Annotated in this window: 16 protein-coding genes; 12 read left to right on the top strand and 4 right to left on the bottom strand. The window is 68.5% G+C overall.

Annotation, left to right across the window (positions count from 1 at the left end):
* Positions 1-33 precede the first annotated feature (33 nt).
* On the top strand, positions 34-681 hold the full coding sequence (locus DIE13_RS16190; RefSeq protein WP_124828120.1) for a glutathione S-transferase family protein: 648 nt from the start codon (positions 34-36) through the stop codon (positions 679-681).
* Entirely contained in the window at positions 678-1,919 is a 1,242-nt protein-coding gene (locus DIE13_RS16185) for a multifunctional CCA addition/repair protein (protein ID WP_124828119.1), read from the top strand. Before DIE13_RS16190 ends, DIE13_RS16185 begins: the two co-directional genes overlap by 4 nt.
* A 37-nt stretch (positions 1,920-1,956) precedes the next feature.
* On the opposite strand, the gene DIE13_RS16180 is transcribed toward DIE13_RS16185, so the two are convergent.
* Positions 1,957-2,769: a helix-turn-helix domain-containing protein gene (locus tag DIE13_RS16180; protein ID WP_124828254.1), complete on the bottom strand. Its 813-nt coding sequence runs from the start codon at positions 2,767-2,769 to the stop codon at positions 1,957-1,959.
* A gap of 379 nt (positions 2,770-3,148) precedes the next feature.
* Here DIE13_RS16180 and DIE13_RS16170 point away from each other — a divergent pair, with 379 nt between their 5' ends.
* Entirely contained in the window at positions 3,149-4,996 is a 1,848-nt protein-coding gene (locus DIE13_RS16170) for a M24 family metallopeptidase (protein ID WP_124828118.1), read from the top strand.
* A gap of 70 nt (positions 4,997-5,066) precedes the next feature.
* Here DIE13_RS16170 and DIE13_RS16165 read toward each other — a convergent pair whose 3' ends face one another.
* The 3 genes from DIE13_RS16165 to flgA form a co-directional block, all read right to left on the bottom strand.
* Positions 5,067-5,507 (bottom strand): flagella synthesis protein FlgN, encoded by a 441-nt coding sequence (locus DIE13_RS16165; RefSeq protein ID WP_124828117.1) that lies wholly within the window; start codon positions 5,505-5,507, stop codon positions 5,067-5,069.
* A gap of 85 nt (positions 5,508-5,592) precedes the next feature.
* Positions 5,593-5,925 (bottom strand): flagellar biosynthesis anti-sigma factor FlgM, encoded by a 333-nt coding sequence (gene flgM, locus DIE13_RS16160; RefSeq protein WP_124828116.1) that lies wholly within the window; start codon positions 5,923-5,925, stop codon positions 5,593-5,595.
* Between the two features lie 118 nt (positions 5,926-6,043).
* Positions 6,044-7,261, bottom strand: coding sequence for a flagellar basal body P-ring formation chaperone FlgA (flgA, locus tag DIE13_RS16155; RefSeq protein ID WP_124828115.1), 1,218 nt, complete (start codon positions 7,259-7,261; stop codon positions 6,044-6,046).
* 204 nt (positions 7,262-7,465) lie between these two features.
* On the opposite strand from flgA, the gene flgB reads away from it, so the two are divergent.
* From flgB to flgJ, 9 genes are read left to right on the top strand one after another with little or no spacing between them, the layout of a single operon-like run.
* Positions 7,466-7,954, top strand: coding sequence for a flagellar basal body rod protein FlgB (gene flgB / locus DIE13_RS16150; RefSeq protein ID WP_124828114.1), 489 nt, complete (start codon positions 7,466-7,468; stop codon positions 7,952-7,954).
* A gap of 36 nt (positions 7,955-7,990) precedes the next feature.
* Complete coding sequence (gene flgC, locus DIE13_RS16145; RefSeq protein ID WP_096508502.1) at positions 7,991-8,416, top strand: flagellar basal body rod protein FlgC; 426 nt, start codon at positions 7,991-7,993, stop codon at positions 8,414-8,416.
* 50 nt (positions 8,417-8,466) lie between these two features.
* On the top strand, positions 8,467-9,216 hold the full coding sequence (locus DIE13_RS16140; protein ID WP_124828113.1) for a flagellar hook assembly protein FlgD: 750 nt from the start codon (positions 8,467-8,469) through the stop codon (positions 9,214-9,216).
* A 27-nt stretch (positions 9,217-9,243) separates the two neighbouring features.
* Positions 9,244-10,485 carry a flagellar hook protein FlgE gene (flgE, locus tag DIE13_RS16135; RefSeq protein WP_124828112.1) on the top strand — a complete coding sequence of 414 codons (1,242 nt, stop codon included), beginning with the start codon at positions 9,244-9,246 and terminating at the stop codon, positions 10,483-10,485.
* Between the two features lie 20 nt (positions 10,486-10,505).
* Positions 10,506-11,264 (top strand): flagellar basal-body rod protein FlgF, encoded by a 759-nt coding sequence (flgF, locus tag DIE13_RS16130; RefSeq protein WP_124828111.1) that lies wholly within the window; start codon positions 10,506-10,508, stop codon positions 11,262-11,264.
* Between the two features lie 35 nt (positions 11,265-11,299).
* A complete protein-coding gene (gene flgG / locus DIE13_RS16125; RefSeq protein ID WP_124828110.1) occupies positions 11,300-12,088 on the top strand; it encodes a flagellar basal-body rod protein FlgG in 789 nt (262 codons plus the stop codon).
* A gap of 21 nt (positions 12,089-12,109) precedes the next feature.
* Positions 12,110-12,799, top strand: coding sequence for a flagellar basal body L-ring protein FlgH (flgH, locus tag DIE13_RS16120; RefSeq protein WP_096508507.1), 690 nt, complete (start codon positions 12,110-12,112; stop codon positions 12,797-12,799).
* Positions 12,800-12,804: 5 nt separating this feature from the next.
* Positions 12,805-13,995 carry a flagellar basal body P-ring protein FlgI gene (locus DIE13_RS16115; RefSeq protein WP_124828109.1) on the top strand — a complete coding sequence of 397 codons (1,191 nt, stop codon included), beginning with the start codon at positions 12,805-12,807 and terminating at the stop codon, positions 13,993-13,995.
* Entirely contained in the window at positions 13,996-14,964 is a 969-nt protein-coding gene (gene flgJ / locus DIE13_RS16110; protein ID WP_124828108.1) for a flagellar assembly peptidoglycan hydrolase FlgJ, read from the top strand.
* Positions 14,965-15,002: the final 38 nt, after the last annotated feature.

Here is a 15,002-nt window from a genome sequence, read left to right as displayed (position 1 = left end):
GTTCTTCACTTTTGCGCTTTTCGGAACCCCGCCATGAAACTCGTCATTGGAGACAAGAACTACTCGTCATGGTCGATGCGGCCGTGGCTGCTGCTCGCGCACTTCGGCATCCCGTTCGACGAGATCGCGATCGAGCTGCGCCGCGACGACACCGCCGCGCGCATCCGCGAGTATTCGCCGTCCGGCAAGGTGCCGTGCCTGATCGACGACCACGGCGCCGCGATCTGGGATTCGCTCGCGATCGCCGAGACGCTCGCCGAGCGCTATCCGCACTTGCCGATGTGGCCGGCCGATCCGCTGCAGCGCGCGCATGCACGCTGCGTTTCGGCCGAGATGCATTCGGGCTTCGCCGCGGTGCGCACGCAGATGGGGATGAACGTGCGTGCGTCGATGCCCGGGCGCGGCGCGACGCCCGACGCGCTTGCCGACGTCGCGCGCATCGACGCGCTGTGGAGCGCGTGCATCGAGGCCTCGGGCGGGCCGTTCCTGTTCGGTGAATTCGGGATCGCCGACGCGATGTATGCGCCCGTCGTGATGCGCTTCAACACGTATGCGCCGGCGCTGTCGCCGGAGGCGGCAGGCTACGCGGCGCGCGTGACGGCGCTGCCGGCGGTGCAGCGGTGGATCGATGCCGCGCGCCGCGAAACCAACGTGATTGCCGAATACGAACCCCAGCCATGAACATCTACGCAGTAGGCGGAGCGATCCGCGACGAATTGCTCGGCGAGCCGGTTCAGGACCGCGACTACGTGGTGGTGGGCGCCACGCCAGAGCAGATGGCCGTGCAGGGCTTCCGGCCGGTCGGCAAGGATTTCCCCGTGTTCCTGCATCCGGACACGCAGGAGGAATACGCGCTGGCGCGCACCGAGCGCAAGACGGCGGCCGGCTATCACGGCTTCCAGTTCTACTACGCGCCGGACGTAACGCTTGAAGAGGATCTGGCGCGGCGCGACCTGACGATCAATGCGATGGCGCGCGAGGTGAGCCCGGAGGGCGCGCTGGTCGGCCCCGTGATCGACCCGTTCGACGGGCAGGCCGACTTGCGCGCGCGCGTGTTCCGGCACGTGAGCGACGCGTTCGTCGAGGATCCGGTGCGAATCCTGCGGATCGCGCGCTTCGCCGCGCGCTTCGCGGATTTCACGATCGCGGACGAAACACTCGCGCTGATGCGGCGGATGGTCGATGCGGGCGAGGTCGATGCGCTGGTGCCCGAGCGCGTGTGGCAGGAGATCGCGCGCGGGCTGATGGAAGCGAGACCGTCGCGGATGTTCGCGGTGCTGCGCGAGTGCGGCGCGCTCGCGCGCATCGTGCCTGAAGTCGACGCGTTGTGGGGCGTGCCGCAGCGCGCCGACTACCACCCGGAAGTCGACACGGGCGTGCATGTGATGATGGTCGTCGACTATGCGGCGAAGCAGGGCTATTCGCTGCCGGTGCGCTTCGCGGCGCTCACGCACGATCTGGGCAAGGCGACGACCCCCGCAGACATACTGCCGCGCCACGTCGGCCACGAAGGCCGCAGCGTCGACCTGCTCAAGCCGTTGTGCGAGCGGCTGCGCGTGCCGAACGAATGCCGCGATCTCGCGCTGGTGGTCGCGCGCGAGCACGGCAACCTGCATCGCGTGATGGAGATGGGCGCGGCCGCGCTGGTGCGGTTCTTCGAGCGCAGCGACGCGCTGCGCAAGCCGGCGCGCTTCGCCGAGATGCTGCAGGCATGCGAATCGGATGCGCGCGGCCGGCTCGGGCTCGAGACCCAGCCGTATCCGCAGGCGGAGCGGCTGCGCGTGGCGCTGGTGGCTGCGCGCAGCGTCGACGCGGGCGCGATCGCGCGCGGGGTCGGCAGCGACGCGCTGCAGATCAAGGACGCCGTGCATCGTGCACGCGTCGAGGCCGTCAAACAGGCGCTCGCGATCGCCGAATAGAGTGGGCGGGCCGGGGCGGCCGCCCGGCTGCACCGCGTTATTTCTTCGCGCGGGCTGCGGCGCGGCGGGCCGGTGTGGCGGCAGCCGGGCGTTTGCCGGCGTGCGTGCGCGGTTTCGCGGCAGGCAGTTGTTCCGCGGCTCGGGCCGGTTTGCCGGCGGGCGCCGCGGCCTGCGCGTCGCGCTCGCGTCCGGCGGCCGGTTCGCGCCGGCTCACGCGCGGCTCGCCGGGCGCCGCGCCGGCATCGTGCCCGGCCGGCCTGATACCCGGCGTCGCCGATACGAGTTCGGCGCAGCGGTCGTCGAAGAGCGGCAGCGTGCCGACCGCGATCAGCTCGGCGGGCCCGTCGCCGACGTTCGTGACGCGATGGCGCTTGCGCGCGTCGAAGTGCAGCGAATCGCCGGGCGCGAGCGGGTAATCCTGCTTGCCGATCGTGTAGCAGAGCCGGCCGGTCAGCACGTACACGAACTCGTCGCCGCCGTGCGAGACCCATTCCGACCGGTAGCCCTCCATCATCCGGACCTTCAACGCATTAATCTGGCTGCCGTCGAAGGTGGTGGACAGCCGCTCGTACCATTGCGACATCGCGTCGACCGCGTATGGTTCGCGGCTGCCCTCGTGCGAGTCGGGCTGTGCCTGGCGCGGCTGGTCGATCAGCGCGCCGAGCGGCACGTTCAGCGCCTTCGCGACGTTGACGAGCGACGACAGGGAGATGCCCGTGAGATGGCGCTCGACCTGGGACAGGAATCCGACCGACAGATTGGCTTCGGTCGCGACTTCCAGCAGCGTCTTCTTCGCTTCCCGGCGCAGGCGCCGAATGCGCTGGCCGATACGCATGATGTCTGAATCCATGAATCTCTTTCGTGACAACGAGTCGGAAGGCGGGCGGAGGGGCGGTGCAGTCGCCGGGCCGTTGTTTTGACGCGAATCGCACGAAACATGGCCGTCCGGCCGACGATGCCGGCGCATTGTACCGTCGGCATCTACCGCGCGGCATGCCGCGCCGGCAATTTTGGCGCCACCAAAATTTTAGCTTGACCTCAATTTCGGCGTGCTCTAGATTCTGTCGCGCTGCATCAGGAATTTTAGTGAGACAAAAATTCCGGGCCTGGCCGCGCGACCGACGCGGCGGGCGGCCCGACGGTGCGCCGGATGCATGCCACGCTGCATGTCGTCCGCGTATCGCATTGCGCCGCGGGCGGCCGATAACAACGAATCACGCGAGCATCCGATGATCGATCGACTGAAATACAACTTCTCCGGCCTTCCCCCGTACGATGCCTCCGTCGCCGACGCGCAGGCGGGCCTGTCGCGCGTGCTCGATGCGCTGCGGCTCGACGCCGTGGTCGTCACGTCGCAGGACGAATACATCACCGAATACCTGCCGCGCCGCAACAATCCGCGCTATGCGCTGTCGGGTTTCGATGGCTCGGCCGGCTGCGGGCTGTTCCTGAGCGACGCGGCCGCGCGCTCGCTCGACGTGCCGCGCTTCGTGCTGTTCGTCGACGGCCGCTATCACCTGCAGGCCGAGCAGCAGTGCGATCCGGCACGCGTGCACATCGAGAAGCTCGGCATGAACGTGACGATCTGGCAGGCGCTGGCCGACTGGCTGGTCGCGGGTGCGGGCCGGCTCGAACGAATCGGCTACGACGCGCTGCGGATCAGCGCCGGGCAGCGCGACCGGCTGGTCGAGCAGACCCGGGCCGCGCGGCTGGAATGGGCGAGCCTCGTCGAGCGCGAGATCGACCGCGCGATCGCGCTGCCCGGCTGGGTGGTCGAGCGGCCGATCTTCGAGCTGCCGGAAGCCACGACCGGCGCGAGCGTCGCGCAGAACCTCGCCACGCTGAACGCGCGGCTCGCCGCGCACACCGGCTCGGCGCACGGCAAGACCGCGTTCTTCACCTGCGCATCGGACGACCTCGCGTATCTGCTGAACAGCCGCGGCTATCACATTCCGAATGCGTCGTCGCACCTGGGCTTCCTGTTCGCGATCGGCGAGCAGATTGCGCTGTTCCTGCCCGAAGGCTGCGACCGGTGCCCGGTCGAGCTGGCGTCGTATCCGGCGCTGCACGTGATCCGGCGCGACTTCGCCGAACTCGAGCGCTTCCTCGCGCCATGCGCGGTCGATCACGTGTGCTACGGCTTCGAATCGGTCAACTGCGCGCTCGTCGAGTCGGTGAGCCGCGTGTGGCCGCAGGCGCGCCACGCCGATTTCAATCCGGTCGAGGCGATGCGCGCCAGCAAGACGCCGGCGGTGCTCGACCGCTTCCGCGATGCGTTCGCGCGCAGTTCGGCGGCAATCGCCGAGACGATGCGCTGGGCGAAGGCCGGCGAGCCGGGACGAAACCCGACCGAATACGATCTCGCGCGCAGGATCAACGACGCGTACGGCGCACGCTCGGCGCTCGCGCTGACGTTCCCGTCGATCGCCGCGAACGGCGCGAACAGCGCGTTCGCGCACTACACGGCGGCGAGCGCCGACGTCGGGCTGACCGAAGGCGAACTGGTGCTGCTGGATAGCGGCGCGTACTACGACGCCGGCTTCGCGACGGACTGCACGCGCGTCGTGCTGCGCCGAACGCGGGCGGAGACGGTGGCGCAGCCGTGGCAGCGCGAGATCTACACCGTCGCGCTGAAGGCCTGCATCGAGGGGCTCGTCACGCGCTTCCCGAAAACGGCGACGGGCGGCGACGTCGATGCGACCGTGCGGCAGGTATGCCGCGACCACGGCTACGATTTCGGTCATGGCACCGGGCACGGCGTCGGGATTCACGTGCACGAAGGCGGCGTGCGGTTCGCTCCGGGCGCGAAGTACGGGCTGGTGCCGAATGCGGTGATTTCGGTCGAACCGGGCATCTACGTGCCGGGCAAGGGCGGCGTGCGGATCGAGAACATCGTGATCGTGCACGCGGACGACGCGTCGGATACCGTCGCGTTCGAGAACATCGTGACGGTCGGCTACGACTGGGACCTGATCGATCTCGAACTGCTGGACGACGACGAGCGCGCTTATCTGCGCGACTACGAACGACTTTGCGTGGAACGCGGCACGCAGGTCACTGCATGTCCGCTGCTGTGAGGGGGGGAGTCAGGCGGGAGACGGCGCGCGGCGACTGGATCACCGCGCGGCCCGTTTGCGCATCGGCACGTCAGCGCATCAGCGCCGACACGCGCCCGTCGGGCCCGTAGACGCCGCTCGGCGCGGGCGCCGAGCGCAGCACCGCAAGCGCGCGCTCGTTGTAGTCCATCCGGATCCGGATCAGCATCCCGTTGTTCGCATTGGCCTGGCGCGCGCGTTCGGCGGCCTGCAGCAGCAACTGCCAGCGGCCGGCGAGGCGGGCATCGCGCTCGGCGGCCTGGTCCATCCCTTTCTTGCCGGCCGGAAAGCCGAGCGCGGACAACTGCGTGTCGCGCGTGCGTTCGAGCAGCGCGAGCCGGTCGAGCAGCGCGGTTTTCTTCTCGACGATGCCGGGCAGCATGTCGAGCGGCTCGGGAGTCGTCAGCGCCTTTTCCTCGTAGGCGAGCAGCGACGCGAACGCCTCGACCGTCGCGTGTTCGTCGTTGATCGTGGCCAGCAGCTCTTCTCTCATCGCGTCATGCTCGTCGCGCCGGCGCGCGTGTCGGCGCACCGGCAAACCGGGGGACCGGCCGGGGCGTGACAGGCCCCAATCCGGCTCAGTTGCCCTGCGGTCGCTGCTGTTGCAGCAGGTCGCGGGCGGTATTCAATACACCGTCGGCAATCTTGTTCACGTCGACCGTCAGCGTGCCGTTGTTCAGCGCGTCCTTGATCGACTGGACGAGTGCCGTGTCGATGTCGGCGTTGCCCGATGCCGACAGCGAGCGCAGCTGGCCGGACAGACCCGACAGGTTCACGGTCGTGTCGCCGCCGGTCGACCCTGCGTCGGCCGCCTGCGCGGACGTCGACGAAGCCGCGCCGGATTGCGCGCGGGTCGCGCCGTTGCCGGTCGGCGCAAGTGGGCTCGGGTTCGGAGTGGAGTCGATCTTCACGATGGGTTTCCTGTACGGTTTGACCCAGATAACGGCCGGGCCGGCCCGAACTTTAGCATCGCGAGCCCGAAATTCTTCGAATAAACAATTCTTTGCAATCTTGCGGGGTCATCCGTCCCTATAGCGGAATTTCCACGGTGCCGGCGTCCTTGACGATCGCCGTGACGATCTGGCCCGCCGCCATCCTGACCCGCACCGACTGGCCCGGCGCCGCATTCGCGAGCACGCTGCCTTCGGCCGAGATCGTGAAGCCGGGTCCGGCTGCCACCACCCGCACCGTCTGGCCGGCCGATACCGACGCCGCGCTCTTCAGCATGTCCTGGCGCAGCGGCAGCCCGGCCGAGATGCGGGCGAGCGCGGTTGCGCCGACCGCCTGCGCGGGATCGGTGATCACCGCGAGCGGCAGCACCGTCAGGTCGCCGTCGCGTGCGACGAGATCGGCCGCGGTGAGCGGCTCGCCGGGCGTGATCTGCCGCGCGGCCACGTAATAAGTGGCCTGCACCGTGACCTTCGCCTGCAGATAGACGGTCCACGGCCGCTCGCCCGCGCAGCGCACGCCCACCGTCGTGCGGCCCCACAGGCGCGCGCCGGTCGGCAGGAACGGTTCGAGCGTCGTGCACGCCGCGAGCCCGCGCGGAAACGCCGCCGCGACGGTCGCGGTGGTCTTGCCCGGCAGGCCGGCGATCTGCTGCTGCAGGAACGTGAGGGCCGTGCGCCGGATCGCTTCGGGGTCTTGCTGGCCCGGCAGCGGTGCGGGATGGGCCGCTGCCGCTGTAGCGGGCACCGCCGCGTTGGCGGCATTGGCGGAAGTCGCCGGCGCGCGCGGCGCCGTGGCGGCGCGTGCGGCGACCGCCGGCTGTCGCGCGAGCCGCGCCGCGTTCGATGCGGGCTCGGCCGTGCCGGCAACGACCGTCGCGACGCCGGCCGGATCGATGGCGCGCGGCGCGTTGCCATAACCGGCGTTCGCGCGGGCCGCCGCGTAGGTCGAGGCTGGCGGCGGGTTCGTTGCGACCGTCGCGCTACCCGGTTGCACCGCGTAGCCGGCCCCGGCCGCACCGGCCGTGCCGGGTGCCGGCCGGTAGGCATTTCCTGTCGTTTCGGGCGCGATGCCTGCCCCGGCGTCGGCATTCCCGACATTTCCGCCGAACTGCCCGCCGCTCGCCGCGTTCGCATGCGCGAGCGCGGTTTCGGCCGTCTCGCCGCGTCCGGGAATCACGATCGTCCCGTCGTCCGCGCGCGCGGCCGGCACGGCGAGCCAAAGCGCCGCGGCGAGCGCGAACGCACGCGGCACGCGTGTGCCGCGCCGGTTGTTCCCGCGAAGTGCGCTGCCTGTCATCGCCGTGTCCTCGATCCGTTGATCCGATTCGCATTCTAGGGAGCGGGGTCGCCGCGCAAACGATGAATAGAGGGGGCCTTTGCCGCGTTATTCGCCCGATTGCCGGTTGCGCGCGCGGCCTACCATCGCTGTCATGGAAAAAAGCCCCTTGGGTCGCCATCCGGCCCGACGGGCGTGCAGCGCTTCATACGGAGAGACGCACACATGCTGGACAAACTCGATGCCGAATTCGCGTTCGGCCGGCAGGCGCTCGACGTGCGCGCCTACCGGCAGGAACTGCTGTCGTCGAACATCGCGAACGCCGACACGCCCGGCTACCAGGCCCGCGACGTCAATTTCGCGTCGACGCTCGCGCGCTCGCTGAAGCAGGCCGACGGCGGCGTCGTACCGGACAACGCCGCGCAGCTGCCGATGGCGCAGCCGGCCGGCGTGACGAGCGGGATGACGATGGTGTCCACGGCGCCTGGTCACATGGCCGGCGCCGCGAAACTGATTCCGACCGGCGGCCCGGCCGACGACTACGGCCGCGCGCAGTACCGGATGCCGCTGCAGCCGTCGCTCGACGGCAACACGGTCGATCTCGACGTCGAGCGCGTGCAGTTCGCGGACAACGCGCTGCACTACGAAACCGGGATGACCGTGATGACCCAGCAGATCAAGGCGATGATCGCCGCGATCTCGACGAACTCGTAAGCGCGCGCCGCTCGCGCACCCGAACAAGGAGCCTCCATGCCCTCGTTGATGAACATCTTCGGCGTCGCCGGTTCGGCGCTGTCCGCGCAGTCGCAGCGCCTGAACGTCACCGCGTCGAACCTCGCGAACGCCGACAGCGCGACCGGCCCCGACGGCAAGCCGTACAAGGCCAAGCAGGTCGTGTTCGAAACCGACCCGCTCGGCGGCGTGCGCACCGCGTCCGGCCAGGGCGTGGGAGGCGTGCGCGTGTCGAAGGTGGTGGACGATCCGTCGCCGATGAAGTCGACCTACGACCCGGCGAACCCGGCCGCCGACGCGAACGGCTACGTGCAGATGCCGAACGTCGACCCGGTGCAGGAAATGGTGAACATGATTTCGGCGTCGCGCTCGTACCAGGCGAACGTCGAGACCCTGAACACCGCGAAGACGCTGATGCTCAAGACGCTGACGATCGGCTCCTGAGCCGCGCGCGACCTTACAGACCCGACAGTTCCGACAGAAGGCCACCCAGGATGACATCCTCCAGCACGACGATCGGCGGCAACGGCACCAACGTGTCGACGTTGCCGACCGACACGATGAACACCAACAACGTGTCGAGCACCGGCACGTCGGCGAGCGACCTGCAGTCGACGTTCCTGACGCTGCTCGTCACGCAGTTGCAGAACCAGGATCCGACGAGCCCCGTCGACAGTTCGCAGATGACGTCGCAGCTCGCGCAGATCAACACGGTGAGCGGCATCGCGCAGCTGAACACGTCGCTCACGTCGCTGTCGACGCAACTCGCGGCCGGCCAGCAGACGCAGGCCGCACTGCTGATCGGCACGAACGTGCTCGCGCCCGGCAACAGCGTCGCGGTGAAGGGCGGCGCGGCGTCGCCGTTCGGCGTGTCGCTCGCGAACGACGTGTCGAACCTGACCCTCACCGTGAAGAACAGCTCGGGCGTAGTCGTCAACACGATCAACGCGGGCGCGCAGTCGGCCGGCACGGTGCCGTTCAACTGGACACCGACCGACGCGGCGGGCAACACGCTGCCCGATGGCGCGTACACGGTCAGCGCGACGTACACCGACAGCACCGGCACGCAGCAGAGCGCGACGACGCTCGCGGCCGCGCAGGTGCAAAGCGTGATCAAGCAGGCGGACGGGACCGCCGGGCTCATGCTGTCGAACGGCACGACCGTGGGGCTTACCCAGGTCGCGTCGATCTACCCGAACACCACGTCGTCCGCGTCGTCGTCCGGCGGCGCCACAACCAACTGATCCAGATTTCTCGAAACGGAGACCGAAATGGGTTATCAACAGGGGCTGAGCGGCCTCGCCGGCGCATCGAACGCGCTCGACGTGATCGGCAACAACATCGCGAACGCGAACACGGTCGGCTTCAAGTCGAGCACCGCACAGTTCGCCGACGTGTACGCGAACTCGATCGCGACGTCGCTCAACACGCAGATCGGGATCGGCACGTCGCTCGCGTCGGTGCAGCAGCAGTTCAGCCAGGGCGCGATCAATACGACGAGCTCGTCGCTCGACGTCGCGATCAACGGCAACGGCTTCTTCCAGATGTCGAACAACGGCGTGATGACGTACACGCGCGACGGCACGTTCCAGCGCGACAAGAACGGCTACATCGTCAATGCGCAGGGCATGAACCTGATGGGCTATGCCGCCGACAAGAACGGCGTGATCAACACGTCGCAGACGGTGGCGCTGCAGGCGCCGACGACCAACATCGCGCCGACCGCGACGACCCGGATCTCCGCCCAGTTCAACCTGAACTCGCAGGACACGACGCCGGCGAAATCGCCGATCGATCCGTCGGACAACACGACGTACAACTACTCGACGTCGATCCAGGTGTACGACTCGCTCGGCGGCTCGCAGGCCGTCAGCATGTACTTCGTGAAGTCGGACGCCGGCACGTGGGAAGCCTACGCGGGCGTGCAGGGCAGCACCCCGACGGATCTCGGCACGGTCACGTTCGACTCGTCGGGCGCGATCCAGGGCACGACGACGGGCACGCCGGCCACGCCGACCGCGTCGATCGGCCAGTTCCAGTTCACCGTGCCGAACACGGACGGCTCGGCGACGCCGCAGACCATGACGCTCGACCTGACCGGCACCACGCAGTACGGCGGCAAGGACGGCGTGAACAACCTCGCGCAGGACGGCTACGCGAGCGGCACGCTGACGACCTACTCGATCGGCACCGACGGCAAGCTGACCGGCAACTACTCGAACGGCCAGACGGCGGTGCTCGGCCAGATCGCGCTCGCGAACTTCAACAACCCGAACGGGCTGATCAACCTCGGCGGCAACCAGTATGCGGAAAGCGCCGAGTCGGGCGTGCCGCAGATCTCCGCGCCGGGCACCACGAACCACGGTTCGCTGCAGGGCAGCGCGCTCGAGAACTCGAACGTCGACCTGACGTCGGAACTGGTCAACCTGATCACCGCGCAGCGCAACTACCAGGCGAACGCGCAGACGATCAAGACGCAGCAGACCGTCGACCAGACGCTCATCAACCTGTAACGCGCGGATAACCGGCAGCCATGGACCGACTGATCTACACGGCGATGACGGGCGCGTCGCAGTCGCTCGACCAGCAGGCGATCGTCGCGAACAACCTCGCGAACGCATCGACGACGGGTTTTCGCGCGCAGCTCGCGACCTACCGCGCGGTGCCGATGAATTTCGGCGACGGCGGCACGGTCGATCCGGCGACGACCCGCACCTACGTGCTGGCGTCGACGCCCGGCGCGGATTTCGCGCCGGGCCCGATCACGCGCACCGGCAATCCGCTCGACGTCGCGGTGCAGGGCCCCGGCTGGCTGTCGGTGCAGACGGCCGACGGCGGCGAGGCGTACACGCGCGCGGGCAACCTGCACGTCGATGAAAACGGCCAGCTCGTGAACGCGAGCAACCTGCCGGTGGTCGGCAACGGCGGCCCGATCTCGGTGCCGCCGAACGCCGAAGTGACGATCGGCAAGGACGGTACGGTGTCCGCGCTGATGCCGGGCGACCCGCCGACGGCGGTCGCGATCGTCGACCAGATGAAGCTCGTCAATCCCGATCCGGCCACGCTCGCGCGCGGCAACGACGGGTTGTTCCGCACCGCCGACGGCAATCCGGCCGACGCCGACCCGAACGTGGTCGTCACGCCGAATTCGCTCGAAGGCAGCAACGTGAACCCGGTGACCGCGATGGTCGCGATGATCGACAACGCGCGGGCGTTCCAGCTGCAGTCCAAGCTGATCCAGACGGCCGACCAGAACGAGCAGTCGGCGAACCAGCTGCTCAACTTCAGCTGAGCGGCACGGTCCGCGCTACCAGGAGAGGATTCAACATGAACCGTTCGCTCTACATTGCAGCCACCGGCATGAATGCGCAGCAGGCGCAGATGGACGTGATCTCGAACAACCTCGCGAACACCAGCACGAACGGCTTCAAGGCGTCGCGCGCGGTGTTCGAGGATCTGCTGTACCAGACGATCCGCCAGCCGGGCGCGAACTCGACGCAGCAGACCGAACTGCCGTCGGGCTTGCAGCTCGGCACCGGCGTGCAGCAGGTCGCGACCGAGCGCCTGTACACGCAGGGCAGCCTCACGCAGACCGGCAACTCGAAGGACGTCGCGATCAACGGCGCGGGCTTCTTCCAGGTGCTGATGCCGGACGGCACGAACGCCTACACGCGCGACGGCTCGTTCCAGACCAACGCGCAGGGCCAGCTCGTCACGTCGAGCGGCTACCAGGTCCTGCCGGCGATCACGGTGCCGCAGAACGCGACGTCGCTGACGATCGGCAAGGACGGCGTCGTGTCGATCACGCAGGCGGGTTCGACCAACGCGGTGCAGATTGGCTCGCTGCAGATCGCCACCTTCATCAACCCGGCCGGCCTCGAGGCGAAGGGCGAGAACCTGTTCGCCGAAACGACGTCGTCGGGTGCGCCGAACGTGTCGCAGCCGGGGCTGAACGGCGCGGGCTCGCTCAACCAGGGCTATGTCGAGGCGTCGAACGTGAACGTCGTGCAGGAGCTCGTCAACATGATCCAGACCCAGCGTGCATACGAGATCAACAGCAAGGCCGTGACGACGTCCGACCAGATGCTGCAGACCGTCACGCAGATGAAGAGTTAACCGGAAAGTCCCGTCGTTGCCATGAAGCAGGTTCGTCTCCTCCCGTCAGCTACCGTCCGCGCCGCGTGCGCGGTCGCGGTGGCCGCGCTCGCCGGCTGCGCGCAGATTCCGCACGATCCGATCATCCAGCAGCCGATGACCGCCCAGCCGCCGATGCCGATGTCGATGCAGGCGCCCGGCTCGATCTACAACCCGGGATACGCGGGCCGGCCGCTGTTCGAGGATCAGCGCCCGCGCAACATCGGCGACATCCTGACGATCGTGATCGCCGAGAACATCAACGCGACCAAGTCGTCGGGCGCGAACACCAACCGGCAGGGCAATACCGACTTCAACGTGCCGACCGCCGGCTTCCTCGGCGGGCTGTTCTCGAAGGCGAACCTGTCGGCGAGCGGCGACAACAAGTTCGCGGCGACGGGCGGCGCGAGCGCGGCGAACACGTTCAACGGCACGATCACGGTGACCGTCACCAACGTGCTGCCGAACGGCAACCTCGTCGTGAGCGGCGAGAAGCAGATGCTGATCAACCAGGGGAACGAATTCGTGCGTTTCTCGGGCGTCGTGAATCCGAACACGATCTCGGGCGCGAACTCCGTGTACTCGACGCAGGTCGCCGACGCGCGGATCGAATATTCGGCGAAGGGCTACATCAACGAAGCCGAGACGATGGGCTGGCTGCAGCGCTTTTTCCTCAACATCGCACCGTGGTGATGACGATGCAGCACACCGTATTTCGTCGCCTGTCCGCCAGCCTGCCGCGCCGCGCGCATGGCATCGTGCGGATCGCCGCCGCGTTCGCGCTCGCCGCGTGCGCGTTCGGCGCCGCGCCGGCGCACGCCGAGCGCCTGAAGGACCTCGTGCAGATCCAGGGCGTGCGCGACAACCCGCTGATCGGCTATGGCCTCGTCGTCGGTCTCGACGGCACGGGCGACCAGACGATGCAGACGCCGTTTACCACGCAGACGCTCGCGAACATGCTCGCGAACCTCGGCATCTCGATCAACAACGGTTCGGCGAACGGCGGTGCGTCGTCGCTGAACAACATGCAGTTGAAGAACGTCGCGGCCGTGATGGTGACGGCCACGCTGCCGCCGTTCGCGCGGCCGGGCGAGGCGCTCGACGTGACCGTGTCGTCGCTCGGCAACGCGAAGAGCCTGCGCGGCGGCACGCTGCTGCTCACGCCGCTGAAGGGCGCGGACGGGCAGGTGTATGCGCTCGCGCAGGGCAACATGGCGGTGGGCGGCGCGGGCGCGAGCGCGAACGGCAGCCGCGTGCAGGTGAATCAGCTCGCGGCCGGCCGGATCGTCGGCGGCGCGATCGTCGAGCGTTCGGTGCCGAATGCGATCGCGCAGATGCACGGCGCGTTGCAACTGCAGCTGAACGACATGGATTACGGCACCGCGGAGCGGATCGTGTCCGCGGTCAACGCGAACTTCGGCCCCGGAACCGCGACCGCGCTCGACGGCCGTACGATCCAGCTCGCGGCGCCGGTCGACTCCGCGCAGCAGGTCGCGTTCATGGCGCGCCTGCAGAATATCGACGTGAGCCCGGACCGGGCCGCCGCGAAGGTGATCCTGAACGCGCGCACCGGCTCGATCGTGATGAACCAGATGGTCACGCTGCAAAGCTGCGCGGTCGCGCACGGCAACCTGTCGGTGGTCGTCAACACGCAGCCGGTGGTGTCGCAGCCGGGGCCGTTCTCGAGCGGGCAGACCGTGGTCGCGCAGCAGTCGCAGATCCAGCTGAAGCAGGACAACGGTGCGCTGAAGATGGTGACGGCCGGCGCGAACCTCGCCGACGTCGTGAAGGCGCTGAACACGCTCGGCGCGACGCCGGCGGACCTGATGTCGATCCTGCAGGCGATGAAGGCGGCCGGTGCGCTGCGCGCGGACCTGGAGATCATCTAAATGGCAGCGAACCTTCCGAACGCGAACGACCTCACGCAGCGTTTCGCGCTCGACGTGCAGGGCTTCGACGCGCTGCGCGCGCAGGCGAAGCAGTCGCCGCAGGCCGGCGCGAAGGCGGTCGCCGGGCAGTTCGACGCGATGTTTACGCAGATGATGCTCAAGAGCATGCGTGATGCGACGCCCGACGGCGGGCTGCTCGATTCGCACACGTCGAAGATGTACACGTCGATGCTCGACCAGCAACTCGCGCAGCAGATGTCGAAGCGCGGGATCGGCGTCGCCGACGCGCTGATGAAGCAACTGCTGCGCAACGCGGGGCAGGGGGCGGGCAGCGACTCGGCGGCCGACGCCGGCGCGGCCGGGCTGGGCTCGTCGGGTAACGAAGGCAGCCTCGCCGCGATGAGCGCGATGGCCCGGGCCTACGCGAACGCGGCGAACAACGGCGCGCTCGCCGGCTCGCGCGGCTACTCGGCCGGCAGCGCGCTGACGCCGCCGCTGAAGGGCGCGAGCGGTGTGCAGAACGCCGACGCATTCGTCGACCGGCTCGCCGGGCCGGCGCAGGCGGCGAGCGCGACCACCGGAATCCCGGCGCGCTTCATCGTCGGCCAGGCCGCGCTCGAATCGGGCTGGGGCAAGCGCGAGATCCGCGCGAGCGACGGCTCGACCAGCTACAACGTGTTCGGCATCAAGGCGAACAAGGGCTGGACGGGCCGCACGGTGTCGGCGCTGACGACCGAATACGTGAACGGCACGCCGCGCCGCGTCGTCGCGAAGTTCCGCGCGTATGATTCGTACGAGCATGCGATGACCGACTACGCGAACCTGCTGAAGAACAATCCGCGCTACGCGGGCGTGCTGAGCGCGAGCCGCAGCGTCGAGGGCTTTGCTCACGGGCTGCAGAAGGCCGGTTATGCGACCGACCCGAATTATGCGAAGAAGCTGATCTCGATCATGCAGCAGATCGGCTGAGCGGGCGCGGCGTGCCGGAACCGGCCTGCCTCCCGCTC

It is taken from the genome of Burkholderia sp. Bp9016 (assembly GCF_003857765.1).
Taxonomy (GTDB): domain Bacteria; phylum Pseudomonadota; class Gammaproteobacteria; order Burkholderiales; family Burkholderiaceae; genus Burkholderia.
This window is presented reverse-complemented; position numbering and strand designations above follow the sequence as displayed.